Genomic DNA, 23,278 nt, shown 5'->3' with positions numbered 1-23,278 from the left:
TGTCCTCTATTGGGTTCCAAGGCGGCGCGGCGTGGCTTCATCGTCCGGGCGATCCGGGCTTGCCATGCGATCCAGAAGCCGCTCGACCGACAGACCCTGTCCGGCAATGCCATAGACTGCCAGCTGAAGCAGCGCGTTTCGGCAGATCTCACCGGGTTGCGAATCAACGTTGGTCATCCTGCATCTTTCGCTGGACCGATTGCGCTCTGCCAAATTCCTGACGGAATAAGTCGGACGATGCAATAGTCGAGTTTTTCAGTAGGGATTCAAAAAGGCGCATGATCCTCGTCCGGACATGACGCCGGATCACCCTTGCGCCGGGTCAGGTGCCAGGCAAGGCCACGACCAGCTTTGGTAATTCACCAATAAATTCAATGATTTCTGTGAATTCTGGGACGGCCGGATGCAAGGGTGACCCGGTCGTCCACAATGCGTCTCAGGTTAGAAAAGCCTGCCCATGGCCGGCGCCCTGGGCAGGCGCGGTATCATTCTACCTTGATCTTGACTTCGCCCAGACCGTCGGCAGCCATCAGCATTTCGTCGCCGCGATTGATCGGCCCCACGCCGGCGGGCGTGCCGGAGAGGATCACGTCGCCGGCAGCGAGCGTGAAGTAGTCGGACAGGTAGGAAATCATCTCGGGCACCTTCCAGATCATCTGGTTCAGGTCGCCCTCCTGATGAACCTCTCCGTTGACCGACAGCGTGATGCGACCTTCGTTCAGCAGGCCCGTCTCGCTAACCGGATGAATCGGACCGCAGGGCGCGGAACGCTCGAACGCCTTGCCGATTTCCCACGGCCGGCCCATTTTCTTCTGCTCTCCCTGCAGGTCACGACGAGTCATGTCGAGCGACAGTGCATAACCGAAGATATGGCTCTCCGCGTCCTTGATCGAGATTTTATCGCCGCCCGATTTGAGCATCACCGCCATCTCGACCTCGAAATGAACATCCGATGAGTGGTCCGGATACGGAAAAATGCCGGACGGGTCCAGGTTGTCAGGGTTCTTCTGGAAGAAGAAAGGCGGTTCGCGATCCGGGTCATGGCCCATCTCGATGGCGTGAGCGGCATAGTTCCGGCCGATGCAATAAACGCGTCGCACCGGAAACTTCGCCGCACTGCCCGCGACGGGCAGCGCAACGACGGGTGGCGTGGGGATCACATAGTCTGACATTCGATTCCTCCCGGAAAATTTGGATTGTGTCTTGTAATAGCGATATGGATTGGTAAGATCAATCGCAACCAATCTGGTTTTTTCGAAAGAAAGCAGTATAGGTTGCGGATAAAACTGGGAATCGATCAGGCATGAGATCAATTGGTGCACCAATTTCGCAAGACGACTTGCTCAGCAAGCCGGAACCGTCGGACCAGAATGATGCCGTGGCACGACTGCGGGCCTTCATCGCCGATGGTGGCTATGAGCCGGGTGACCGACTGCCCCCTGAACGGGAATTGACAGGCGCGCTGGCGATGGGCCGTTCGATGCTGCGGCGTGCGCTCGACCATCTGGAACGGGATGGGGTGATCTGGCGACATGTCGGCAAGGGCACCTTTGTGGCCAATGGCGCTGCTGCCTCGGGCGGCGCAGGTGGGCTTGTGCAGCTTGGCCGGCAGTTGACGCCGTTCCGCATGATGCGCGCGCGGCTTTGCATCGAGCCCGCCATCGCCCGAGAGGCCGCGATGAATGCATCGAGCGAGTCGATGACGCGGATGCGCCTTGCCATGAACCGCGCGGAGTCGGCGCCCAACTGGGACGATTACGAGGCGCAGGACGACCATTTCCACCGCACGATCGCGATGGCGGCCGATAACCTGCTGTTGTTGTCGCTGTTCGACCAGCTCAATCAGGTCCGCCGGGCGGTGGCCTGGGGCAGCGTCACGCGCGACACGGTTCGTCCGAACCGAGACCACCAAAGTTTCAGGGAGCATGAGGCGATTGCCGTCGCGATCGAGGCGCGTAATCCGGAGGGTGCGTACGACGCGATGCGCGTCCATCTCGGGTCGGTCTCGCGACGGCTCTTTGACGAAGGATAAGAGCAGATCAAGTCGCAGAGCCCGCCAACCGGGCATTCAACATCGAATTTGGGAGGAGACGATGAATATGCAAAGACGATCCATTCTGAAATCCGTGGCGGGCCTCGCCGCGGGGACGATAATGGCGATGGCCGGCCCGGTTTTCGCGCAGGACAAAGATCCGCTGCGCGTGGCCTTCGGTGACATCGCAAGTGTCGAAAGCCTGAACCTGCTGATCGCCATGGAGCGCACCAAGGAACGTGGTGTGCCAATGGAGATGACCTTCTTCAACTCCGAGGATGTCGCTTCTCAGGCGGTTCTGGGCGGTGAGGCGGATATCGGGGTGGGCGCGCCCTATGCCTTTATCCAGAACGCAAAGGCACCGATCCGGATGTTCTACCGGATGTCGAGCCTGCTTTTCTTCCCGGTGGTCAACAGCGAAGTCTATTCCGGATGGGAGGACCTGGACGGCGAAGAAGTTACGGTCCATTCGCGCGGTTCCGGCACCGAGGCACTGATGCGCCTGATGGAAAGCAAGCACGGCATCGAGTATTCCCGAATTTCCTATGTTCCGGGCTCGGAAGTGCGGGCGGGCGCCATGCTTCAGGGTACGATCAACGCCACGATCGTGGACGCGGCCAATTTCCGGCTGTTGCAGGAACAGGGCGGCGACAAGTTCGCGCGTCTTCCGCTGGAAGGCGTCGATGCGACGGACGAAGCGCTCTATGCCAATGCCGAGACCTTCGAGGAACGCGGCGACGACCTGGCGATCTTCGTCGAGGAGTTGCTGCGGACCTGGAAGGACATCGACGCCGACCCAAGCATCGTGGCGGACCTGCGCGAGGAATACGGCCTTCTGCCGGACCTGCCGGATGATGCCGTGGCCGACGCGGTGCCCTACTACACCGAGGCTGTCGAGGGCGGTGTCTATCCGCTCGACGGGGGTGAGCCGCAGAATGCGAAGGACGACATCGCGTTTCTCGCAGCGGCGGGCCAGGTCGAAGGCAACCCGGAAGAGATCGACCCTGCCGACTACTGGAACTTCGGCCCGCTCGAAGCGGCCAAGGCTGCCCAGTAAGACGTCACTGGTGCTCATCCCGGCACGTCCGGGGTGAGCCCTGACCCTGATGGATCTATAAATGACAACACAATCTCCAACCGCTGTTGCTGGCCCCATGACCGGTGCCCTTGGCGTGCTGGCGGACAACACGCCGGTTCTGTGGCGCCTTCTGTCGCTTGCTCTGTTCTTCGCGGCGTGGGAAATCGCCGGGCGGACCAATTTCAACTACGCCTTCCCGACCTTCTTCGAGACCATGACGGCGCTCTGGGAGATGACCGCCGATGGCTCGCTCTTTTCCGCCTACCTGCGGACACTCCAGCCCCTGGTGATCGGCCTGGTTTTCTCCCTTGCCGTGGGGGTAAGCGCAGGGGTTCTGATGGGCCTTCGGCGGGATGCGGAATGGATCACTCTGCCGGTCTTCATCACGATGCAAGCAGCACCGATGGCCGCATTGATCCCCCTGATCACCTTTGTCTACGGGATCGGGATGACATCAAAGGTATTGGCCGTGGTCATGCTGGCCATGCCGGTCATCGCGATCAACAGCTACAAGTCGGTCCGCAACGTATCACCTTCGTTGGTCGACATGTGCAAGTCGTTCCAGGGCTCGAGGCGACAGCAGGTTTTCCGGATCATACTGCCGGCGGCCAGCCCAATGATGTTCGCCGGGATACGGCTTGGCGTCGCGGAAGGCTTCTCCGGTGCGGTTCTGGCCGAACTTCTGATCACACCGACAGGTATCGGCGACCTGATCACCTACAGCAGGTCGGTCGCGCAATTCGACCACATGTACGCGGTCATCCTGTCAATCGTGGCGTTCGCGGTAATAACCGTTTCGCTCCTTCAATTGCTGGAAACCAAGCTGTTCCGGCCCGAGAAAAGAGGCACCTGATGCACATGACGCAACCAATCGTCGCGGAAACCGAGGCGGACCAGATCATCGAGGTCGCCGGAATTCACAAAGTCTACAACGAAACCGTGACCGCGCTGAAGGACATCAACCTTGGCTTCGGCCGCGGCGAACTGACCAGCCTGCTTGGCCCGTCGGGCTGTGGCAAGACCACGCTTCTGAAGATCATTTCAGGGCTCTTGAAACCCACCTCGGGCGAGATCCGCGTAAACGGCGAGACCGTGACCGGCCCCGGCCCCGAACGCGCCTTCGTCTTCCAGGACTTCGCGCTGATGCCCTGGGCCACCGTGCTCAAGAACGCGGCGTTCGGGTTGGAACTGAAAGGCGTTGGTCAGAAAGCACGGGAAGACAAGGCGCGCCATTACATCAACGAGGTCGGCCTTGCCGGTTTCGAGGACAAGTATCCGCATGAGCTGTCCGGTGGGATGCGCCAGCGCGTCGGGCTTGCACGTGCGCTGGCGGTCGAGGCAGAGGTCCTGCTGATGGACGAGCCGTTCTCGGCCGTGGACGAACAGACCCGCCGCAAGTTCCAGGAGGACCTGATCCGCCTGCGCGAGACCGAGAACAAGACATTCATTCTCGTGACCCACTCAATCGAGGAGGCGGTCTACCTGTCCGACCGGATCGTTCTTCTGTCACCGCGTCCCGGCCGTCTGAAACAGGTTGTGACGCCCGAGATCGACCGCTCCGGCAATCCCGAAGCCATCCGGCGCAACCCGGAGTATCTCGACTTGATCGACGATATCTGGGCCGGTCTGCGCGACTACGTGGAGTAACGCACATGGAACTCTACGGATACAAGGTCCCCAAGATGGCAGCTTTGCTGGTCTGGGTCGTCATCTGGGAAATCATCGGCCAGTTCGAACTCGTCATGTTGTTCCCGCCATTCAGCGACGTCCTGTTGGCGATCCCGGACGTCATCACGACGCCCAGCTTCCTTGAGGCAGCGCGCATCACCGTGCTGAGCTATCTCGGCGGCCTGGCGCTGGCGCTCGTCGTCGGCGTCTCGCTGGGTCTTCTCATGGGGTTGGTCAAGCCCGCGGACAGACTTCTGAACATGTGGGTGAACGTATTCCTGTCGGCGCCGCTTTCGGCGCTCGTGCCGGTCATCATGATCCTTTTCGGAATGGGCATGCCAACGGTAATCGTAACCGTCTTCATGTTCGCCGTCTGGATCATCGCCCTGGATACACGGGCGGGAGTCCTGCATGTGTCGCCATCCCTGATGGAGATGTCCTCGTCCTTCGGGGCCTCGCGCTGGCACCGGATGAAAATCATCCTGCTTTCGGCTCTGCCGGAGATCCTTGCCGGCTTCAGGCTGGGCGTGATCCGGGGCGTCAAGGGCGTCGTCATCGGCCAGCTGCTTGTCTCGATCATCGGAGTCGGAGCGCTCTTTGCACTCTACTCGCAGAACTTTCTCATGGCCCATTTCTGGGCTCTGATCCTGATCCTTTTCGCCTTTGCTCTCGGCCTCGCCGAGATGATCGGGCGGCTGGAACAGCGTGTTGAATATTATGCTGGTGCACGAAGCTAAGGGCGACCTGAAGTTCCGGCACCCTTAAGGCCACGACACTCCCCTCCAAGCCGGACTACCATCCGTAGACCGGCTTGGAGCATCTCGCTACGGCTCCGGCACTCGGTTTCACCTCGACGGCGCCGAGTTGGGGCCGGAAAAATCTGGCGCAGGCCGATGCGACAAATGTTTCCTGCGGGCCCTGATTTTACTGGTCGGATTGAGAAGATTTCGAACCTCCGGCCCCTGCCTCCCGTAGACAGTTCAGGAATTCGTACGCAAACAAATCTAGGGTTTGCATTCAATAAAACCGCCAAAAACCCCCGAAACCGCGAAAATACCTGGGACGGCACCAGAAACGTAATTTCGACACGATCATCAATGTCGACATTGCCGGCCGGACTTTAGACTTGCGATTGCCACGCGTGGTCGTGATACTATCCAAGCCGTTCCAAAGCTTGTTCACCTCGTTACATCAGTGATTGTTTTCCTTGCAACACGCCAAGACAGGGGGGCAACGGTATGTATCAGACAGGTCTCGACACCAATGTGCTTACGCACGGTGTGGCGGAGAAGAATACGACTTCCGGTGATATTGAAAGATGTATCGAAGAGTTGCGGATCAATGGATATGCGCTTGCGCAGAGCGGACTAGGCGACAGTGAACTTGCCCAGGCCCGGGACGTATTGGACCAGGTCTATTACCAGCAAGCTGAAGAGGTCGGTGGCGAGGATAATTTGCGCCTCATGAAGGATGCGAATATCGCACGTGCGGTCTGCGCCTATGATCCGCTTATGCTGAAAATTGCCACATTGCCTGTCATCATGGACGTCGCTGCCGCATTCCTGAGGCAGTATTACGTTTTGATGTCTCACAATGGCATCCTTAACCAGCCAGGACGCGACCACTACCAATTCACTTGGCATCGTGACCTGAACTACCAGCACTACACGTCTTCCCGGCCCCTGGCCCTGAGCGCATTGCTGGCAGTTGATCCGTTCGATGAAGTGACCGGTGGAACCTATGTGCTGCCCGGGACGCATCTCTTCGAGACGTTCCCGTCGGACGAATTCGTCCGCGTCCACCAGAAGGTCGTGAAATGCCCGCCCGGGACAATCATTTTCTTCGACGCCATGCTGTACCATCGCACGGGCAAGAACAGCTCGAACGGGGTTCGCCGCGCGGTCAATCACATCATCACGCCGCCAATGCTTCGCCAGCAGTACAATTTCAAGGAGATATTCGAGCAGCGAGGCGTCGAAGTCGAGGATCCGAAGGTGCGAGACTACCTCGGATTCGAATACGAGATCCCAAAGAGCGTCAAGGAATGGCGTGAAGGCAAGATCGAAGCAGCCCGGGCGGCCGAGGGACGCCAATAGTGGCCCTGTCGCGAGCGATGCAGACCGATCTGAACGCCATCCTGTCCGAAACACCGGATGAGGCCCGGGCACGATGCGGTCGCAGGCTTGACGCGGCGCTGCCAGACATGGGCAACATCGCCCTCTTCGGGGCGGGCAACACCGGGCGCGAGGTCTTGAAACGCCTGCGCCGCGCCGGTGTCGAGCCGGTTGCGTTCATCGACGACACGCCCGCCAAGCAGGGCACCACGATTGACGGGCTGCGGGTCCTTGGCCGGCAGCAGGCCGCGGAAGCGCTCGAACCCGACGCGACCGTGCTGGTTACGGTTCTCAATCCCAAGCTGACTTTCGTGCAGGCACAGGCCCTTCTGGCAGAGACCGGACTGAAGGCCGAGAGTTTCATGCTGTTGAGCTGGCTCTTTCCCGAGGAATTTTCGGGTCTTTGCAATGTAATGGCACCCGAGAATGTCCTGCACGAAAAAGACAGTATTCTGGAATGCGATGCGCTCTGGGCCGACGATATCTCGCGCGATACGTTTGCCATGCAGGTCGCTTGGCGCATGTCCCTCGACTTCACCCGGCTTCCCGCTCCACGACTGGACGATATATACTTCCCGAAGGACCTTGATATCAGCCTGAACCCGGATGTCGTCTTTATCGACGCAGGTGCGTATGACGGCGACACATTGGGACACTTTTTTGACCACACCGGAGGTCTTTTCGGCCGGGCAGTCTGTATCGAGCCGGACCCGCAGAACCTTGCGCGGTTGGAACAGAGCATCAAGGATCAGAGCCTCGGCCATCGCGTAACTGCGCTGAATTGCGGCCTTGGCGCGAGGGCGGGTATTTTGTCCTTCAATGCCACGGCTGACATGAGCGCGTCCTTCGATACAGGCGGCGCTGTCTCTATGCCGGTAAAGAGGCTGGCCGACGTGATGCCCGCCGGGCAGCCAGTCTATGCAAAATTCGATATCGAAGGTGCCGAGTGGGACGCGCTCAGCGGCTCGGCAGAGCATGTGACGGACAATAACCCCAAGCTGGCCGTCAGCGTTTACCACGCCCCCGAGGATTTATGGCGACTGCCTCTCCTGATGGCACGGCTGTTGCCGAACAGGCGCATCTACCTGCGGGCGCATGGCGTTGATGGGACGGACGTCATCTGCTACGCGCTCTGAGCAGACGACCCAATTCCAAGGCAGGCCGCCCGATGCCAAGCCCCCCGAAGGCCACGTGTCTTCTTCTGACCTATCAGCAGCAGGATCATGTTGCCGAAACGGTGCAAAGCGCGCTGCAGCAGGACTGCGCACCGATGCAGATCGTTCTTTCGGACGATGCCTCGCGCGACGATACGTTCCTGCGCATGAAAGAGGTGGTCGATCGGTACGACGGGCCGCACGAGGTCGTTCTGAACCGCAACGAGACCAACCTTGGCGTCAACGAACATCTCAAGAAAGCCCTTGGAATGTGTCGGGAGGATATCATCATCGCCGCCGCCGGTGACGACCTCTATTACCCGCATCGCAACCGGCGGATCCTGGAGGCGTTCGACGCAACTGACCCGCTTCTGGTTTTCTCACATGCCGACGTGACGACGCTGGACGGGGCCCCTACGCCGGCGCTGTATCGCAAGGCGACGTTCTACAGGACGACGGACCGGATGGCCGCCGCGAAATCGCTGTCGCTCTACCTCGGTGCCACCTGCGCGTGGCATCGCTCGCTTTACCGCAAGTACGGGCCGATGATGTTCGACAATACCTTCGAGGACCTGATCCTCGGGTTTCGGGCCGCTCTCGAGGACCGGGTGCATTTCATTGACGAGGCGTTGCTGACCTACCGGGTTGGATCGGGGCTGACCAATACGAAACCCGAAAGGTTCACGCCGGACAGTTACCGGGCGCAACGCCTGCGCGAGATCGAAAGCAACACCTGTGTCTATCGTCAACGCGCCGCCGACGCGAAGACCTTTGGCCTGGGCCCTGCGCATGAGGTCTCGAAGCTACTGGCCGACCGCGTGGCCGATGGCGAAGTGCGCGCGGCCTTTATCGAGAAAGGCTGGGCCGGACTGGCGCCGTTTCTCGGGCGTCATCCGTTGCGGGCCATTTCGCGCGGCGTGTCCGAGGCCCGGCGGCGCAAAAAGCGCATCGGTGCGACGTAGCGACATCGATCGCGCCTCAGCCGAGATCCCAGAGGTACTGCGGAATCGCGAGGCTGCGCGCGCCGAACATTTCTTTTTGACGGGACAGCCCGACATTGAGCTCTCGGCCTTCGGCTGTGGTCGAGATGCCGAAGCTGAACCAGTCGCGGTCCGCGAATGTGTCGTTGACGAGCGACTGAACCACGAGATCCAACGCGCCCAGGTCACGCCCATCGCCTGATGAGGCCATGTACTGGCAATGCACGCTACGCCCGAAATCGAACAGCACGACGCCGGCCAGCATACGTTCATCCTCGAAGGACGCGAACAGACGGATCCGCTTGGGAAACGCCGCGTTAAGACGCGTGATCTCGTCCAGCGAATGGGTCGGCCGCGCGTCGTGGCGCTGGTCCAGCACCTCTGCAAGGATATCCCAGAAGGCGGCGAAATCGGTGGTCTCGGCTGTTGTCAGCCCTGCCTTGGCCGCCTTCTTGGCTCCGTATTTGCGGCCACTGCTGAACGACAGCTTGCGGTGCAGGGGAATGGCGGCGCTCAGGTCGATGCGGACCTGGCGAGCGCCGGCGTTGAACAGCGCATAGATGTCGGCCTCGGCCGGCTGAGTGTGAAAAATATGCGGCACGGGCTTGTAGTGCAGCGCCCCGATCCCCTGACTGACAAGGTCGTCACGCAGGCTGTCGAAGATCTCGACCACCTGCGCGGCGGAGGTCGAGGGCTTGATCAGCAGACCGCCAAAGGTCAGGCCGCCATGGGACTGCAAGGTATCGCCCACCCGGTTCGCGGGCAGGCACGCGATTATCTTGCCGTCGCTTTCGAAGATCAGCGAGTGATCGTCGAAGCGGTCGGAATGGTACTCCATGAAACGACGGTCATGCAGGAACGTGCCGTTTGTGGAGGCGGCGACGAAGTCGTTCCACGAAGTCGAAAGAGCGGGCGTGTAGCGCTTGATTTCGATGTCACCGCTCATGCTGCCTGCCACTTCGCCAAGCCGACACCTGTCCGCCCCATGTCGTTGCCGTTGTAGAACAGGTACCGGCCACCATCCGGCGCCACGAAATGCGCGGGATAACAGGTCATGTCACTGTCCCAGCTTTCAGGCGCCCCCAGCGGCAGTTCGACATCATCCGTACGGGTGAACTCCACACCGTCCGGAGAGGTGAAGCGAAAGGCGGCATATTGCTTGGCGCGGGTGTCGGAGGTTGCGCGCAATTCCCACGTGCCGTCATCCAACCGCGTTGCCCGGGGGCGGCCGATGCGGTACTCGTCGCCCGTGGGCGTGATGATGCGCTGCGCGGCCGCGTTGTCGAAGGTGACACCGTCGTCGCTGGTCAGCGTCCAGCAATCATAGCGGGGATAAAGCCTTTCGCCGATCTCCTCCCACCCGTTGCCACGGGAAATCCACGCGCGAAAGCTGCCATCCGGCAGGCGGGCGATCGAGTGCAGCGCACCGATGAAGGGCCCGTCGGGGCAGCGGTCGAGCACCGGGGTCGAACCAACCCGCTGAAAGCTGTCGCCGCGATCCCGGCTGATGGCGAGGCCGGTGAAGGCCAGGAATTTCGCTTTCTCCACCAGCTGGAACCCCACGTAGTAAAGCCGCAGTTCGTCGGGCGCGACTTCGACCACATCGCCCAGGATAAGGCCGTTGTCATCGAACATGCCCGGTGCACCGAGATCCAGCACCGGGGCCGTGGAGCTGGCCTTGACCCGGGTCGGGTCGTCAGCGGCGACATCGACCCAGCCGATGCGGCTGATGCCATGTGCGTCGCGCATCCCGCCGAAGATCCGTATCGTGTCTTCGTCGCGCAACCACGGGCACGGCGTCATGAAGGAATGCTGCGCCCACTCCAGGCTTCCGTCAGGGCTGAAGATATGGCCCTGTTTCACCCAGGCCATGTCAGGGCTTGATCCGGTAATAGCGGTAGGAGGACACCTTGGCGGCCTCGGCCGGGTTGCCGTTCAGGATCAGGCCGGGGGTGTCGAAGCTCTTGGTGACGGCCGCCGCCATGCCGACGAGACAATCCTCGGCCAGGTGCACATTGTCGGCCAGGGCGGCGTTCACGCCCAGAAAGCTGCGCGCGCCGATATCGCAATAGCCCGACACCACGATATGCGAGGACAAAAAGCAGTTTTCCCGGATGCGGGTCTGATGGCCGATATGGTTGCCGGACCACAGCACGCATCCGTCGTCTATCTGTACGCCATGCTGCACCACGTTGTTCTCGAAGATAAAGACATTCTCGCCCAGTTCGGCGGTCCGCCAGACCATAGCGCGCGGGCTGACGAAATTGGCAAGGTGATATCCGTGCTCCTTCGTCAGCGCGATCAGACGCGCGCGGATCCGGTTGAGCTTGGTCGAGGTCACCGCGACATGCGCGTCAGTCTTGCCAGGATCGAAATGCGACGGGGCGTCCTCGAGCGGGACCACGGGCAGGTCGAACTTGACGGTTTCGTCCAGATAGTCCCGTTCGACCGCGAACCCGACAACCCTGTAATCGCTGTCGACGGTGAAATACTCGTAGGCGATATCCGCGAACTCGCCGGCTCCCACGATCAGGAAATCTTTTGACATTCCAAACCTTTCTGTGCCCGGTGTTCCGGGCCGTCTCTCTTCGATGCCCGGCTATTTCAAATCGTCGTTGCGCGGTTTATAAACATGGACCAATGCAGAAGCGAGTCGTAATCCCTTGCCGCTAAGTGACTGTCGCCTAATAGATTTACCCAAGATCTCGGACGCACGGGGCAATCTTACCTTCATCGAGGGAAACAACCACATCCCGTTCGAGGTCAAGCGGGTCTACTATCTTTACGACGTTCCCGGCGGCGCCGACCGGGGCGAGCATGCGCACAAGGACCTGCACCAGTTCGTGATCTCGATGTCCGGCAGTTTCGATCTGCTGCTGGATGACGGCTTCGAGAAAAAGCGGTTCCAGCTCAACCGGCCCTATTACGGCATATACGTCTGCCCGATGATGTGGCGCTACCTGGACAATTTCTCATCCGGGTCGGTGTGCATGGTTCTCGCGTCGGCCCCCTATGACGAGACGGATTACATCCGCGACCGAGGCGAATTCCTCAAAGCGGTGGGGGCGGCGTGAACGTCCCCTTCCTGGATCTTGCGGCGGCCCGGGCCGGCATACAGGCCGAGCTGGACCACGAGCTTCTGCGTGTCGCGCATTCCGGCAGCTATGTCATGGGCCCCGAGCTGGAGCGTTTCGAAGGCGCCTTTGCGGCCTACGTCCAAGCCGGCGCCTGCATCGGGACGGCAAACGGGCTGGATGCGCTTCACCTGGGACTTCGCGCGCTGGGCATCGGCCCGGGCGACGAGGTCATCGTGCCGTCGAACACCTATATCGCGACCTGGCTTGCTGTCAGTCAATGCGGTGCGGTGCCGGTGCCCGTCGAACCCCTCGAGGACACGCACAACATCGAGCCCGAGGGCACCGCCGCGGCAGTCACCGGGCGCACCAAGGCCATCCTGCCGGTGCACCTTTATGGGCAGCCTGCCGACATGGACGCGCTGAACGCAGTGGCCCAACAGAACGGGCTGAAGGTTCTGGAGGACGCCGCACAGGCGCATGGCGCACGCTACAAGTCGCGCAGGATCGGCAGCGTCGGCACTGCGGCCTGGAGCTTTTATCCTACGAAGAACTTGGGTGCGCTGGGCGATGCAGGGGCTTTGACGACATCGGATGCCGATGTCGCGCAGACCGTCAGGCTGCTGCGAAACTACGGGTCCGAGCGGAAGTACGAGAACGAGATCCGCGGCATCAACAGCCGTCTGGATCCTCTTCAGGCCGCCCTGCTATCGGTGAAACTACGGGTTCTGGACAGTTGGACCGAGCACCGCCGCGCCATCGCGCGCGCGTACACCAACGCCTTTGCCCGCGCCGGGCTGTGCGTTCCTTACGTGCCCGACTGGGCCGAGCCGGTCTGGCACCTTTACGTGCTGCGACACCCCGACCGGGACCGCTTTCAGGCGCGCCTGTCGGAGGCCGGCGTCGGGACCGTGATCCACTATCCCATCCCGCCCCACCTGCAGAAAGCCTATGCCGACCTTGGCCATACGCAAGGCGCCTTTCCGGTTGCAGAGCGGCTGGCGAACGAGGTCGTCAGCTTGCCCATGTGCCCCGGACAGACGGCAGCGCAGACCGAGTACGTGATCGAAAAGGTGTTGGAACTCGCCTGAGGACCTGCACCTATTCAGCTATCGTTCTGGCGCAGCGCCGCGATCATCCCCGAGAAACGCGCAAAGTACTTCTGTCGGCGCCGGGACGAAAAGATCGTTGCAGGTGACAGGGCGCGTATCCCGGTCTTGAGGATTGCAGCATAGCAGTTGCCGCGCATGCCGTGCTTGCGCGTGGTGTAGATCTGGGAATATCCCCAATGCCAATTCTTGATGCGCTCGCTTTTCAACGACCCGCCTGATGACGCGCCTCCGGCATGGTGGACCACTGCGTCTGCCACGTAAACCAGGTGGCCCCGGGATCTGGACAGGCGAAGGCTGAGATCGTCATCCTCGAAGAACAGAAAAATCTCGGAGTCGAATCCGCCCACCGCCTCGAAGGCGCGCCGACGAACGAAGAGCGCGGCGCCGGAGAGGACCGGAACGACCGTGTCCTTGGTCAGTTCGTGCTTTGGCAACCACAGTGAGCGATCGACGAGGTCACTGCGGCGCTTCACGACCGCCCTGCCCGCCTCGTCCAGAATTCGTGGGTTGAAGGCTGACGCATCCGAATGCCGTTCCGCCGCATCGATCAGCTTTTGCAACGTGTCAGGGCCAAGCGCCGTGTCAGGATTGAGGAACAGGAGAAATTCCGTGTTCGCCTGTTCCGCACCTTTGTTGCACCCGGCGCCAAAGCCAAGGTTGCGCTCATTCTCGACCAGGCGTGTCGTGTCCTGCCGTGCGGCGACGATCCGTTGCAGCCGGTCGCGATCGTCCGAGGCGTTGTCGACGATCACCACGGGTGTGCCTTGCGGCACCGAGGCCAGCATGTCGGGCAACACACCCGTGCTGTTATACGCGACCGTGACGATCGTCACGCGGTCTTCGGCGCTACTTCGAGGCATTCAGATGCTGCCTTGCCATTGCACGAATTTTGCGCCGGTAGAGGGGGCGCAGGATCTCGCGGCGCAGTTTTTGCCAAAGGCCTTCTTTCCGCCCGATCATGCTGCCACCGAGTTCGGCAGACACTTCGCGCACACCGGACGGCCAAACCGTCAGCACGCGGACGCCGTGGACCCATTGCATCTGGAGGAAATTATCGACGGGCCTGTCGAACTGTTCGGACGCGGCAAGCAGCGCGCGTGCCGCATCACGGGTGACCAGCTGCGCGACCATGCCAAGTGCGATCCGGTCATAGCGATGCAACCCGATTCCACCCGATGTATCGATCTCCTCCGTCTTCTCCTCGCGCAGCTTGATGGGAAAGCGTATGAAATCCCCCGGTTGGATGTTCGAGAGCGCCAGGGTCAGAGCCTTGGGGAAAACATCCTCCTGAAAATGCAGGTCGTCTTCCAGGACGAGGGCCGCGTCCAGATCGTCACCGAGGATTTTCTGCCAGCAGGCGCGGTGACTGTGAAAGGCCGCGATTTCAGAGGACCGCATGGTGAAAGGATAGGTCGGGCGCATCAACTTCCGGCGATAGGCGTCGGCGTGGGCCTCGCTCATTTGCTGCCCGTCCACGGCTCTGACAACATGAGAGTCAAGCGGCACGGCCTTTTTCGTGGCTTCAACCTGCGGCAGACGGGCCTCCGCACGTTCAAGGTGGATAATCATACACTCCGCTTTCAAAACAGCCGCCTTTCTACGAGCTGACATCGGTTCCTTACAAGTATTGGCTTTCGGAACGAGATGCCACTCCAGGTCATGCTTCAATTCAGAAAACGGCATGGCGTACCGCAAAATGTCTGGCGCGGACGAGTTTCGCATCCAGGGTTTTCTGCTCCAAGGCTTGCAGTCTACACTGGCGACAGCCTTACCGAACAACTCATGCCGCCTTTGCCGAACCGAATGAGGCTTGTGGCGTAGCCTGATGCGGGCTCAGCGATCGCCGTTAGAAACGGCATTTGGCGGTCCGTCGGGATATTGTCGGCGATGATCAGCGCGCCTTTTGCCAGGCGCGGTTCAAGCAAGCGCAGGATAGGAAGGTAAAGGTCTTTAGCGCCATCCAAAAACAGCAGGTCGATATTTGCACCGGGTCCGGAAAGAGTTTCGCGGGCGTCGCCGACGCGTATGTCTGCGTCGAGACCTGCATCTGACAATGTGGCGCGGGCTCTTTCGGCCTTGGCCTCGTGGTATTCTGTGCCGATGACGTGCCCGCCTGTCTGGGCGGCGGCTGCGGCCAGGTACAGCGTCGAGATGCCAAAGGACGAACCGAACTCGACTATGGTTCTTGCCTCACATGCAACCACCTGCCCGTAGAGGAAACGCCCCTGGTCCGGTCCGATGGCCAGATAGGCGGTCTTCATTCGGTCCGAAAAGCGGAAATCCGGATTATCTGCCCGGGCGTCGGGGGTATCAGAGGCCGCTCGCCGGGCCGCACGTTCTGCATCCGCGGCCTCGTGCTCGCGCTTCAGGACGGCGTTGAGCGTCGGATCTGTCAGAGCTGTCATAGGTGGGTGTCCTTCCGTTATTTTGTGAGAACGACGGGGCAGTCGCGCTCGGGGTGTGCCATGACGCATACCGGCTGGCGGTACACATCGGAGATGAGCGGCTCGGTCAGGACGTCCCATGGCGGGCCGTTTGCCACGATGCCGCCGTTTCGCATCAGAACGATCTGGTCGGCATAGGCGGCAGCAAGGTTGAGATCGTGCAGGACCGCGAGGACCGTTCCGCCCGAAGCGGCAAGCCCGCGGGCGCGCTCGAGCAGGCGTTCCTGGTGACGCAGGTCGAGTGCGGCGGTGGGCTCGTCCAACAGGACGACCGGAGCCTCCTGTACAAGCACCCTGGCAAAGGTGGTGCGGGCCTGTTCGCCGCCTGACAATGTCTGTGCGTTGCGGTCCCGGAGGTGATCGACCTCGGAGTCCGCCAAGGCGGCAGCTATCGCGGCGCGGTCCTCATCGGGGGGAAGATCTCGAAAGGCGCGCCCCATTCCCACCACATCCTCGACATTGTACCCAAAGCGGATTTCAGACCCCTGCGGAAAGACCGAGCGCAATTGTGCCAATTCACGGATGCGCATCCTGTGGACCGGCTGATGGTCCAGCAGGACGGTCCCCGCCTCTGGTGTCACGTCACCGGCGATGGCGGAAAGCAGCGTGGATTTCCCGGCGCCGTTCGGCCCGACAAGCGCGGTCAGCGTGCCCGACGCGCAGGCGATTGACACGCCATGCAGGAGGGTCTTCCCTCCGATCCCGACGACGAGGTCCGACACCTTGATCATGCCGCCCTGCCATTTGCACCGCCGCGCCAGATCATCCAAAGGAAGAACGGTCCGCCAATCGAGCCCATGATGACCCCGATCGGGATTTCGTTGGGGGGATCGAGAGTGCGTGCGGCAAGGTCGGCCAGCATCAACAGAAGCCCGCCGCCTGCCGCTGCAAACGGCAGCAAGAGCCGATGGCCCGGTCCGATAATGAGACGGACCAGGTGCGGGACCACCAACCCGACGAAACCTATGGTGCCATTGAAGGACACTGCGGCGGCCACCAGCAACGCTGTGATGACGATGAGCTTGCGCCGCAGCGCGCGCACATCGACGCCGAGGTGCCGTGCCTGCCGTTCGCCAAGGGCAAGCAAATCGAGCTGACGTGCCCACATAAGCAGGAAGGCGGTACCGATTAGGGCCGGGACCACGGTGATGGACACGGTCAGCCAGCGCGCCGAAGACAGAGATCCCATTGACCAGAAGGTCAACGTCATCAGCTGCTCTGTCGTTGCAAGATAGGTGAGGAAGCCTGCGATGGAGCCGCCAATCGCATTGATGGCGATACCGACCAGCAGCAGGCGCGAACTGTCAGCGCCTTCCCGTCCCGGACGAGCGAGGACGTAGATTAGGAAGGTCGTACCGACACCGGCAACGAACGCGCCGAGCGGGAGTGTCCAGATCCCGAAAACCGATATCTGAAGAACGACCACCGCAATGGCGCCCAGAGATGCGCCCGCCGACACCCCGACGATGCCCGGATCGGCCAGCGGATTGCCGAACAGACCCTGCATCGCCGCTCCGCAGGTGGCAAGGCAGGCGCCGACGATGATTGCCGTGACGGACCGCGCGAGGCGCAGGTCCCATACCACGGCCATGTTCAGCTCTTGCGTGTCGGAGATCGGGCTGGAGGTGAACCGTGCACCGATCGCACCCAGCACGTCGGAAACCGAAAGCATCATCGGCCCCATCGCCACCGAAGCGACGAGCACGCCGCAGAACGCGATGCCGACAAGGGTGGCCAGGACCGGGGTTCGGCTGGCACGTCTTTGCTGCGGAGCTACGTTTTCGACGCTGCTCATGGCTCCTCGAACATCTGTGCCAGACCTTCGCTCAATGCGCGCGTCGCGATACCGCTGGAAGCGGCGTCGGCTCGAACGTGCATGTCTCGCATTATGATGATGCGCTTGTTGCGGCCTGCGGGCGTCAGCGCAATGCCCGGATATTCCGTCCAGAAACGATCCAGGTTGCCGAAAACATCCATCTCCTCGGCCGAGATCAGTACCACGTCCGGCTTCATCAGCAGAATGCCCTCGGGCGTGACGCCTCTGTAGCGGTCCTTGCCGATCTCGGCCGCCGGGTTGATCCCGCCGACCCGTTGGATCAGGTTGTGCACCGCTGTTCCCGACCCGCCGACCGAGAAGTTACCGCCTGCGCCCGCCTTGGACGCATGCATGATCCGGAGCTTTTCGCCATCGGGCGCGGTGACAGTCGAGGCATTTGCGTATTCCTGCTCGATCGCGGCGACAAGCGCCTCGCCGCGGTCCTCGGCGCCGAGATGCGCGGCGAGGCGGCGCACCTTTTGGGTGGCAGGAAGTGTTCGGTCAATCAGCGCGGTCTGGATTCCTATCTGTTCCAGCCCGTTGCGCAGCGAGTCGAACCGAATGTTTGACGCGATCACGGTGCCCGGCCGCATGGCCGCGATGCCTTCGATGCCCGGACGCTCGCGGAAGACGTGGGGTATGTCGTCAACACCGGTCAGCCCCGGTGCAAGATGGCGGGCCAGGACACGGTCGGACGCGCCAAGTGCGATGGCGATCTCAACCAGGTCCGCCCCCAGCAGCACGATGTCGCGGGAGCCAGTTACGCTTTCGGTTGTGACGGTGATTTCCGGATAGGCCGGAGCATCACTCAAATCCACCACCTCGGCGCTGGCCGATCCTGCGGGGTGCAACATGGCCATCAGTCCCAACCCGAGTGCGACCGGCAAAAACCTTTTCATTTTCATGACTCCTGCGAGGTGCGGTTCGGTCCGCAATCAAAACGTTTTGGTGACGCCGAAATAGTAGTGACGGCCGTCGAGAGTCTTGTTGTAGGTCGCGTCTTGGATAGTCTTGTCGAAGGCGTTGTAGACGGTCAGGTGACCTCGCACGCTGTCAGTGAAATCATAGTTCGCCCCGATATCGACCAGGGTGTAAGGCGGCGTGCGGGTGCCCGCCCCGCGACTGAAACCGTTGGTGAACGCTTCGCTGCGATAGGTTGCATCGGCCCAGAGGGCCAGATCCTGCGTCGCCTGCCAGTCGAGCCCGACGTTGAAGATATGCTTCGGCACGTCACTGAAGGGTTGGCCCGCCGCCGTCCCCGATGTGATCTCGGTGTCCGAATAGGTGTAGTTCATGCCGACATCGACCGCGCCCACCGGAAAATCGAGCGTGGCCTCGATGCCGCGCAGCTCGGCCTTGTCACGGTTCACGTATTGCTGGATCCACTCGCGCGTCTGGCCATTGTAGGAACAGGCCAGTGTGCCCGGGGGCGACTGGCAGATGAATTCGCGGTCGATCTTGTCCCGGAACTCGGTATGGAAGGCGACCACACTGGCCTGAATGCCGCCGGCGCCGTCATAGACGAAGCCAAGCTCGTAGTTGAGGCTTTCCTCGGGTTGCAGGTCGGTGTTACCCCGATCCCAGCCGGCGCCGCGTCCGGCCGGTTCAACGATATTGGAATCGGCCTGCTTGAGCTCGGGCACGAGGTAGCCGCCGCTGACACCGCCCTTGAGCGTTAGGTTGTCGTTCAGCGAATACACCCCGTAAAGGCGGGGGGTGAGCGCATCGCCGTAATTCTCGTTCCGGTCCCAGCGCAGGCCCAGCGTAAGGTTGAAATCGGGCGTAAGGCTCCATTCGTCCTCGGCGAAGACCGCGTAGTGCCAGCGGTCGAGATCGGTGTCGATCGATCCCGCGAACCGGCCCGCGTCATGCCGCGTGCGCTCGTCCTTGTAGTCGAAACCGAAGGTCAGCATGTGGCTTTGCAGCGGCACCACCGTATTGGTGTTGAAGTTGGTCTGCTCGTAACGCGAGCCGAGGTTTCCATTGGTGATGTCGACGATTTCTCGGGTCAGGAAGCTTGTCGTCTGGATGCCCTGGCCCCAACGCAGTTCATGAGTAACGGCGCCGTATTGGCGTTCGTTCTGGACGGAGCCAACATTGCCGGGTGCATTCTCTGTCGTGTTCTCGAAGTCCTGCCAAGTGTAGTTGTACTCGAATTGCAGGTCCTGATTTTCCGTGACGCCCCAGTCCAGCTTGACCCCGTGGGTGTCCCGGGTGCCGCCCGGGTAGCCGCCAGCAAAGCTGTCGCGGTACCGTTCGAAGCGCTGACCGTAAAAGGTGAGCCCCAGCTTGTCGGACAGGATCGGTCCGCTGACATAGTAGCGTCCGGCATACCCGTCGCCGCTCGCACTGTCTTCCTGCGCGGTGTAACCCAACGTGACACTGCCCCCCCATTTGTCGGGCACGTTCTTGGTGATGACGTTGATCACCCCGCCCGAGGCTGCCGAGCCATAGAGCGACGACATCGGGCCACGGATGACCTCGATCCGTTCGATGGCCGAGGCGGGCGGCAGGTAACCGCTGCGCTGGCCCGTGCCCCACCCGTTGTAGAAAGCATCCTGGGAGGCCCCGATGGGCTTGCCGTCGATCAGCATGAGGACGTAATCCTCGCCAAGGCCGCGAATGGTGATGTTGTCCCCACCGAGTTTGCCGCCCTTTTCGACCGAGACACCGGCGGTGTCGCGCAGAAGATCGGCGATGGTCTCGACCGAGCGACCCTCGAAGTCTTCGGCGTCGATCACGGTGATCGAGGCGGGCGCGTCGGTCAGCAACTGCTCGAACCCGGCGGCGGTCAAGACCAGCGTGCCGAGGTCATGCGCGCCGTCGTCCTGCGCAAGTGCCATACCGGGCAGGGCGACGCTGGAAAGAGCAAGGGCGCGGGTGAGATGCGGTATCGGACGGAGGAAGGAAAGTTTCTTGTGGTTCATGTGCTGTCCCATGCGTTCGGCGCACGTGCTTCACTCGCGAAGGCGCGCGCATCATTTCATTGGATAGCTGGGGAGAACCTTGCTTTGGTTTTCGGTGGCTCTGCTCTGATCTCACGCCATCGCAGACGCGCGCCAAGAGTTCGACCGGAATATAATCGCGTTCTCTCCTATGGATTGCGTTTGGAGTCAAGCGGATGGCAATGCCGAACACCCAACACACCAAAATTGATCGGCTACCCGGGCGCGGATGTGTCGTAGATATGCCGTTACGCGCGGGACATTTTCTCTAATCTCCCAAGTTTGGGAAGAAGGAGATGTTCATGGCTAAAGATCAACGCGAGATTCAGCGCAAATTGCGGATACTGCGACATCTGGAGGAGACCGGTCACGTCGCGAGGACTTGCCGCTATTTCGGGACAGGTCGATCCAGCTTCTACCGTTGGCGTCAAGCCTATGCGGAGTGCGGCGAAGCTGGCCTGATCAATGCACCGCCCATTCCCAAGTGGCATGCCAATCGGACGCCGCCTGAGCGTGAGGACAAGGTGCTTTATCGACGACGCAAGTATCATCTCGGCCCGATACGGATCGTCTGGTACCTGGAGCGCTATCACGGCATCCAAAAACATCCGGATGCGGACCGTTCCGGCGTCTCGACCAACGACCCATTGACCAGCACATTGGCGCAAAGAATCCTCTTGATGAAGAAGATAACGATACTCCGACCTTCAAAAGCGTGACTGGGTTTGCCCCATTGCGCTCGCTTCTGAAGGCCATACGCGAGCACAAGATCGCCGAGTTTCCGGCGCCCTCCATTCCATCATTGTCATCCAAGCATCGCCGAGACATTTGACCCGCTCGCGGACGATCGCGGACAGCGGCATCCCGCTGAAACCTGCCCTGATCCGATTTTCGGCGTGGCACTCGATGACCAACCCTATAGCCAGAGCAAAAATGGAGCGAGTCGAGTCGCTAGCTGATAAGAGCAGGAGCAGAGCAGTACCGTGTCTTCCCACCACCCCAGGGGCCGGCCCGAAGGCGTGCCGGCGATTGTCAAGCCATTCCAGATTCGCGGTCGGTTCCTGACCGCACTCGCCATCCGGCTCGAAGGTGCTCCGCCTGACGACACCTTTTACCAGGCACTGGACGAACAGTTGCAGCAGACGCCGCAGTTCTTTTCCGAGGCTCCGGTGGTGCTCGATTTCGCCAAGGCCCCCGGCATCGCCACGACCGACAAGATACGCGGGCTCACGAAGGCGCTGCGCGAACGCAACCTGCTGGTTCTCGGTGTTCAGAACGCGGGACCCGTGGATCAACCGGCCCTGCAGGCCATGGGGCTCATTCCGATCGTCGCCGCCGGACGGGACGCACCGGGTCCGAATGATGGCGCTCGCCGCAAGCGTGGGATCGAGAAGTTGCTACCGCCTGACAACAAGATCGTTACCGTCCCGGTCCGATCCGGCCAAACGGTCGTCGCCGAACGCGGTGACTTGACCATCGTCGGCTCCGTGGCATCGGGCGCGGAACTGGTCGCCAGTGGCAATATTCATGTTTACGGCACCTTGAGGGGCCGGGCCATGGCAGGCGCGCATTGCGACGCGAAAGCGCGCATCTTCTGCCAGAAACTCGACGCTGAACTGGTGGCTGTCGCCGGTCTCTACCAGACCAGCGAGACGCTCGCTCCCGAGGCACTCGGGCGTTGCGCGCAAATTTTCCTCGAAGACGAGAAACTATGCATGGAGGCGATCACATGACGGAGCAATTGAAGGAAGATCCGCCCTTCGGCCGGGTCGTCGTTATCACGTCGGGCAAGGGCGGTGTTGGCAAGACAACCTCGGCCGCGGCCATCTCGGCCGGCCTGGCCAAGATGGGTTACAAGACCGTCGTGATCGACTTCGACGTCGGCCTTCGTAACCTCGACATGACCATGGGTTGCGAACGCCGCGTGGTGTTCGACTTCATCAACGTCATCCAGGGTGATGCGCGGCTCAAGCAGGCGCTGATCCGTGACAAGCGGTTGGAAAATCTCTCCATCCTGCCCACCTCGCAGACGCGCGACAAGGACGCCCTGACGAAGGAGGGGGTCGAGACAGTGTTAAACGAACTGAAGCAGGAGTTCGACTACATCATCTGCGACAGCCCTGCCGGAATCGAACGCGGTGCGCAGCTCGCGATGTATTTCGCCGACGAGGCCGTGGTCGTGACCAATCCCGAGGTCTCTTCCGTGCGAGACAGTGATCGCGTACTTGGCCTGCTGAGCAGCCAGACGCGGCGCGCGGAAACCGAAGGCTCCGAACCCGTCAAGGCACAGGTCCTGCTGACACGCCACGACCGGACGCGGATAGAGAACGGCGAGATGATGACGGTCGAGGACGTGCTGGAAATCTTGGCAGTGCCCTTGCTGGGCATCATTCCCGAAAGTCAGGCTGTTCTGCGCGCGTCGAATATCGGCACGCCCGTCATACTGGACGAACCATCGGCTGCGTCCCGTTCCTACGAGGACGCGGTTGCGCGGCTAACCGGCCAGGAGGTGGAGATGCGGATCGCGGGCGAGCGTCGCCCGGGGATCTTTCACCGGCTGTTTGGACGGTCGGCATGAACCTTTTCGGCCTCAATCTCGGATCGCGCCGTGCGAAGTCGGCACAGACGGCCAAGGATCGCCTTCAGATCCTGCTTGCGCATGAACGCAGCCGTGGCTCCGGCACACCGGACTACCTGCCGGACCTTCAGCGGGACATCGTGCAGGCGGTCCGGAAATACGTCGATATCGAGATCGAAGATGTCGACGTCCGGATGGACCGGAGCAGGGACATCTCAAGCCTCGAGATCAATGTCGAGATTCCCGCTGACAAAAAGCCCGGATCGGACTCGAAGACCTGAGG

25 protein-coding genes and 1 pseudogene are annotated in these 23,278 nt (G+C 61.2%); 14 read left to right on the top strand and 12 right to left on the bottom strand.

Features of this window, described 5'->3' with window-relative positions:
* Positions 1 to 6: 6 nt before the first annotated feature.
* Together PVV74_RS07180 and PVV74_RS07175 are read right to left on the bottom strand one after the other, a co-directional pair.
* Positions 7 to 177 carry a hypothetical protein gene (locus PVV74_RS07180; RefSeq protein ID WP_274592744.1) on the bottom strand — a complete coding sequence of 57 codons (171 nt, stop codon included), beginning with the start codon at positions 175 to 177 and terminating at the stop codon, positions 7 to 9.
* 308 nt (positions 178 to 485) lie between these two features.
* Positions 486 to 1,172, bottom strand: coding sequence for a fumarylacetoacetate hydrolase family protein (locus PVV74_RS07175; protein ID WP_274592956.1), 687 nt, complete (start codon positions 1,170 to 1,172; stop codon positions 486 to 488).
* 131 nt (positions 1,173 to 1,303) lie between these two features.
* On the opposite strand from PVV74_RS07175, the gene PVV74_RS07170 reads away from it, so the two are divergent.
* The 8 genes from PVV74_RS07170 (at position 1,304) to PVV74_RS07135 (ending at position 9,008) form a co-directional block, all read left to right on the top strand.
* The gene (locus tag PVV74_RS07170) at positions 1,304 to 2,032 is read left to right on the top strand and encodes a FadR/GntR family transcriptional regulator (protein ID WP_274592743.1); all 729 of its coding nucleotides are present in this window, start codon (positions 1,304 to 1,306) and stop codon (positions 2,030 to 2,032) included.
* A 67-nt stretch (positions 2,033 to 2,099) separates the two neighbouring features.
* Positions 2,100 to 3,089 (top strand): ABC transporter substrate-binding protein, encoded by a 990-nt coding sequence (locus PVV74_RS07165; RefSeq protein ID WP_274592742.1) that lies wholly within the window; start codon positions 2,100 to 2,102, stop codon positions 3,087 to 3,089.
* Positions 3,090 to 3,150: 61 nt separating this feature from the next.
* Positions 3,151 to 3,963: an ABC transporter permease gene (locus tag PVV74_RS07160; protein ID WP_103762561.1), complete on the top strand. Its 813-nt coding sequence runs from the start codon at positions 3,151 to 3,153 to the stop codon at positions 3,961 to 3,963.
* The gene (locus tag PVV74_RS07155) at positions 3,963 to 4,757 is read left to right on the top strand and encodes an ABC transporter ATP-binding protein (protein ID WP_211286126.1); all 795 of its coding nucleotides are present in this window, start codon (positions 3,963 to 3,965) and stop codon (positions 4,755 to 4,757) included. Before PVV74_RS07160 ends, PVV74_RS07155 begins: the two co-directional genes overlap by 1 nt.
* Positions 4,758 to 4,762: 5 nt before the next feature.
* The gene (locus PVV74_RS07150; protein WP_103762560.1) at positions 4,763 to 5,515 is read left to right on the top strand and encodes an ABC transporter permease; all 753 of its coding nucleotides are present in this window, start codon (positions 4,763 to 4,765) and stop codon (positions 5,513 to 5,515) included.
* A gap of 501 nt (positions 5,516 to 6,016) precedes the next feature.
* On the top strand, positions 6,017 to 6,874 hold the full coding sequence (locus PVV74_RS07145; RefSeq protein ID WP_103762559.1) for a phytanoyl-CoA dioxygenase family protein: 858 nt from the start codon (positions 6,017 to 6,019) through the stop codon (positions 6,872 to 6,874).
* Complete coding sequence (locus PVV74_RS07140; protein ID WP_274592741.1) at positions 6,874 to 8,028, top strand: FkbM family methyltransferase; 1,155 nt, start codon at positions 6,874 to 6,876, stop codon at positions 8,026 to 8,028. Before PVV74_RS07145 ends, PVV74_RS07140 begins: the two co-directional genes overlap by 1 nt.
* Positions 8,029 to 8,060: 32 nt before the next feature.
* Positions 8,061 to 9,008: a glycosyltransferase gene (locus PVV74_RS07135; protein ID WP_274592740.1), complete on the top strand. Its 948-nt coding sequence runs from the start codon at positions 8,061 to 8,063 to the stop codon at positions 9,006 to 9,008.
* A 16-nt stretch (positions 9,009 to 9,024) separates the two neighbouring features.
* Here the strand turns inward: PVV74_RS07135 and PVV74_RS07130 are convergent, their stop codons facing one another.
* From PVV74_RS07130 to PVV74_RS07120, 3 genes are read right to left on the bottom strand one after another with little or no spacing between them, the layout of a single operon-like run.
* A complete protein-coding gene (locus tag PVV74_RS07130; protein WP_274592739.1) occupies positions 9,025 to 9,972 on the bottom strand; it encodes a GNAT family N-acetyltransferase in 948 nt (315 codons plus the stop codon).
* Positions 9,969 to 10,898: a hypothetical protein gene (locus PVV74_RS07125; RefSeq protein ID WP_274592738.1), complete on the bottom strand. Its 930-nt coding sequence runs from the start codon at positions 10,896 to 10,898 to the stop codon at positions 9,969 to 9,971. Before PVV74_RS07125 ends, PVV74_RS07130 begins: the two co-directional genes overlap by 4 nt.
* A 1-nt stretch (position 10,899) precedes the next feature.
* Positions 10,900 to 11,574 (bottom strand): acetyltransferase, encoded by a 675-nt coding sequence (locus tag PVV74_RS07120; RefSeq protein ID WP_274592737.1) that lies wholly within the window; start codon positions 11,572 to 11,574, stop codon positions 10,900 to 10,902.
* Between the two features lie 115 nt (positions 11,575 to 11,689).
* Here PVV74_RS07120 and PVV74_RS07115 point away from each other — a divergent pair, with 115 nt between their 5' ends.
* Entirely contained in the window at positions 11,690 to 12,100 is a 411-nt protein-coding gene (locus tag PVV74_RS07115) for a sugar 3,4-ketoisomerase (RefSeq protein ID WP_103762553.1), read from the top strand.
* A complete protein-coding gene (locus PVV74_RS07110) occupies positions 12,097 to 13,191 on the top strand; it encodes a DegT/DnrJ/EryC1/StrS family aminotransferase (RefSeq protein WP_274592736.1) in 1,095 nt (364 codons plus the stop codon). The genes PVV74_RS07115 and PVV74_RS07110 overlap by 4 nt, the downstream gene beginning before the upstream one ends.
* A 14-nt stretch (positions 13,192 to 13,205) precedes the next feature.
* Here PVV74_RS07110 and PVV74_RS07105 read toward each other — a convergent pair whose 3' ends face one another.
* The 7 genes from PVV74_RS07105 to PVV74_RS07075 all read right to left on the bottom strand — a co-directional run bounded on the left by PVV74_RS07105 (position 13,206) and on the right by PVV74_RS07075 (position 20,399).
* Positions 13,206 to 14,072, bottom strand: a complete 867-nt coding sequence (locus tag PVV74_RS07105) for a glycosyltransferase family 2 protein (RefSeq protein ID WP_274592735.1) — start codon at positions 14,070 to 14,072, stop codon at positions 13,206 to 13,208.
* Positions 14,059 to 14,895 carry a glycosyltransferase family 25 protein gene (locus PVV74_RS07100; protein WP_274592734.1) on the bottom strand — a complete coding sequence of 279 codons (837 nt, stop codon included), beginning with the start codon at positions 14,893 to 14,895 and terminating at the stop codon, positions 14,059 to 14,061. The genes PVV74_RS07105 and PVV74_RS07100 overlap by 14 nt, the downstream gene beginning before the upstream one ends.
* Positions 14,896 to 14,963: 68 nt before the next feature.
* Complete coding sequence (locus PVV74_RS07095; RefSeq protein ID WP_274592733.1) at positions 14,964 to 15,473, bottom strand: O-methyltransferase; 510 nt, start codon at positions 15,471 to 15,473, stop codon at positions 14,964 to 14,966.
* Between the two features lie 161 nt (positions 15,474 to 15,634).
* A complete protein-coding gene (locus PVV74_RS07090; RefSeq protein ID WP_103762548.1) occupies positions 15,635 to 16,387 on the bottom strand; it encodes a heme ABC transporter ATP-binding protein in 753 nt (250 codons plus the stop codon).
* A complete protein-coding gene (locus PVV74_RS07085) occupies positions 16,384 to 17,451 on the bottom strand; it encodes a FecCD family ABC transporter permease (RefSeq protein ID WP_274592732.1) in 1,068 nt (355 codons plus the stop codon). The genes PVV74_RS07090 and PVV74_RS07085 overlap by 4 nt, the downstream gene beginning before the upstream one ends.
* A complete protein-coding gene (locus tag PVV74_RS07080; RefSeq protein ID WP_274592731.1) occupies positions 17,448 to 18,371 on the bottom strand; it encodes an ABC transporter substrate-binding protein in 924 nt (307 codons plus the stop codon). Before PVV74_RS07080 ends, PVV74_RS07085 begins: the two co-directional genes overlap by 4 nt.
* 36 nt (positions 18,372 to 18,407) lie before the next feature.
* Positions 18,408 to 20,399, bottom strand: a complete 1,992-nt coding sequence (locus tag PVV74_RS07075) for a TonB-dependent receptor domain-containing protein (protein WP_274592730.1) — start codon at positions 20,397 to 20,399, stop codon at positions 18,408 to 18,410.
* A 320-nt stretch (positions 20,400 to 20,719) separates the two neighbouring features.
* On the opposite strand from PVV74_RS07075, the pseudogene PVV74_RS07070 reads away from it, so the two are divergent.
* From PVV74_RS07070 to minE, 4 genes and pseudogenes are all read left to right on the top strand, one after another.
* Positions 20,720 to 21,019: pseudogene (locus PVV74_RS07070) on the top strand (helix-turn-helix domain-containing protein); the annotation flags it as partial.
* A gap of 381 nt (positions 21,020 to 21,400) precedes the next feature.
* The gene (minC, locus tag PVV74_RS07065) at positions 21,401 to 22,150 is read left to right on the top strand and encodes a septum site-determining protein MinC (RefSeq protein WP_274592729.1); all 750 of its coding nucleotides are present in this window, start codon (positions 21,401 to 21,403) and stop codon (positions 22,148 to 22,150) included.
* Positions 22,147 to 22,995 carry a septum site-determining protein MinD gene (gene minD, locus PVV74_RS07060; protein ID WP_103762543.1) on the top strand — a complete coding sequence of 283 codons (849 nt, stop codon included), beginning with the start codon at positions 22,147 to 22,149 and terminating at the stop codon, positions 22,993 to 22,995. The genes minC and minD overlap by 4 nt, the downstream gene beginning before the upstream one ends.
* On the top strand, positions 22,992 to 23,276 hold the full coding sequence (gene minE, locus PVV74_RS07055) for a cell division topological specificity factor MinE (RefSeq protein ID WP_103762542.1): 285 nt from the start codon (positions 22,992 to 22,994) through the stop codon (positions 23,274 to 23,276). The genes minD and minE overlap by 4 nt, the downstream gene beginning before the upstream one ends.
* Positions 23,277 to 23,278: the final 2 nt, after the last annotated feature.

The organism is Roseovarius sp. SK2 (assembly GCF_028807495.1).
Classification (GTDB): domain Bacteria; phylum Pseudomonadota; class Alphaproteobacteria; order Rhodobacterales; family Rhodobacteraceae; genus Roseovarius; species Roseovarius confluentis.
The sequence above is the reverse complement of the archived record's forward strand: the minus strand, read 5'-3'. Positions and strand labels throughout refer to the sequence as shown.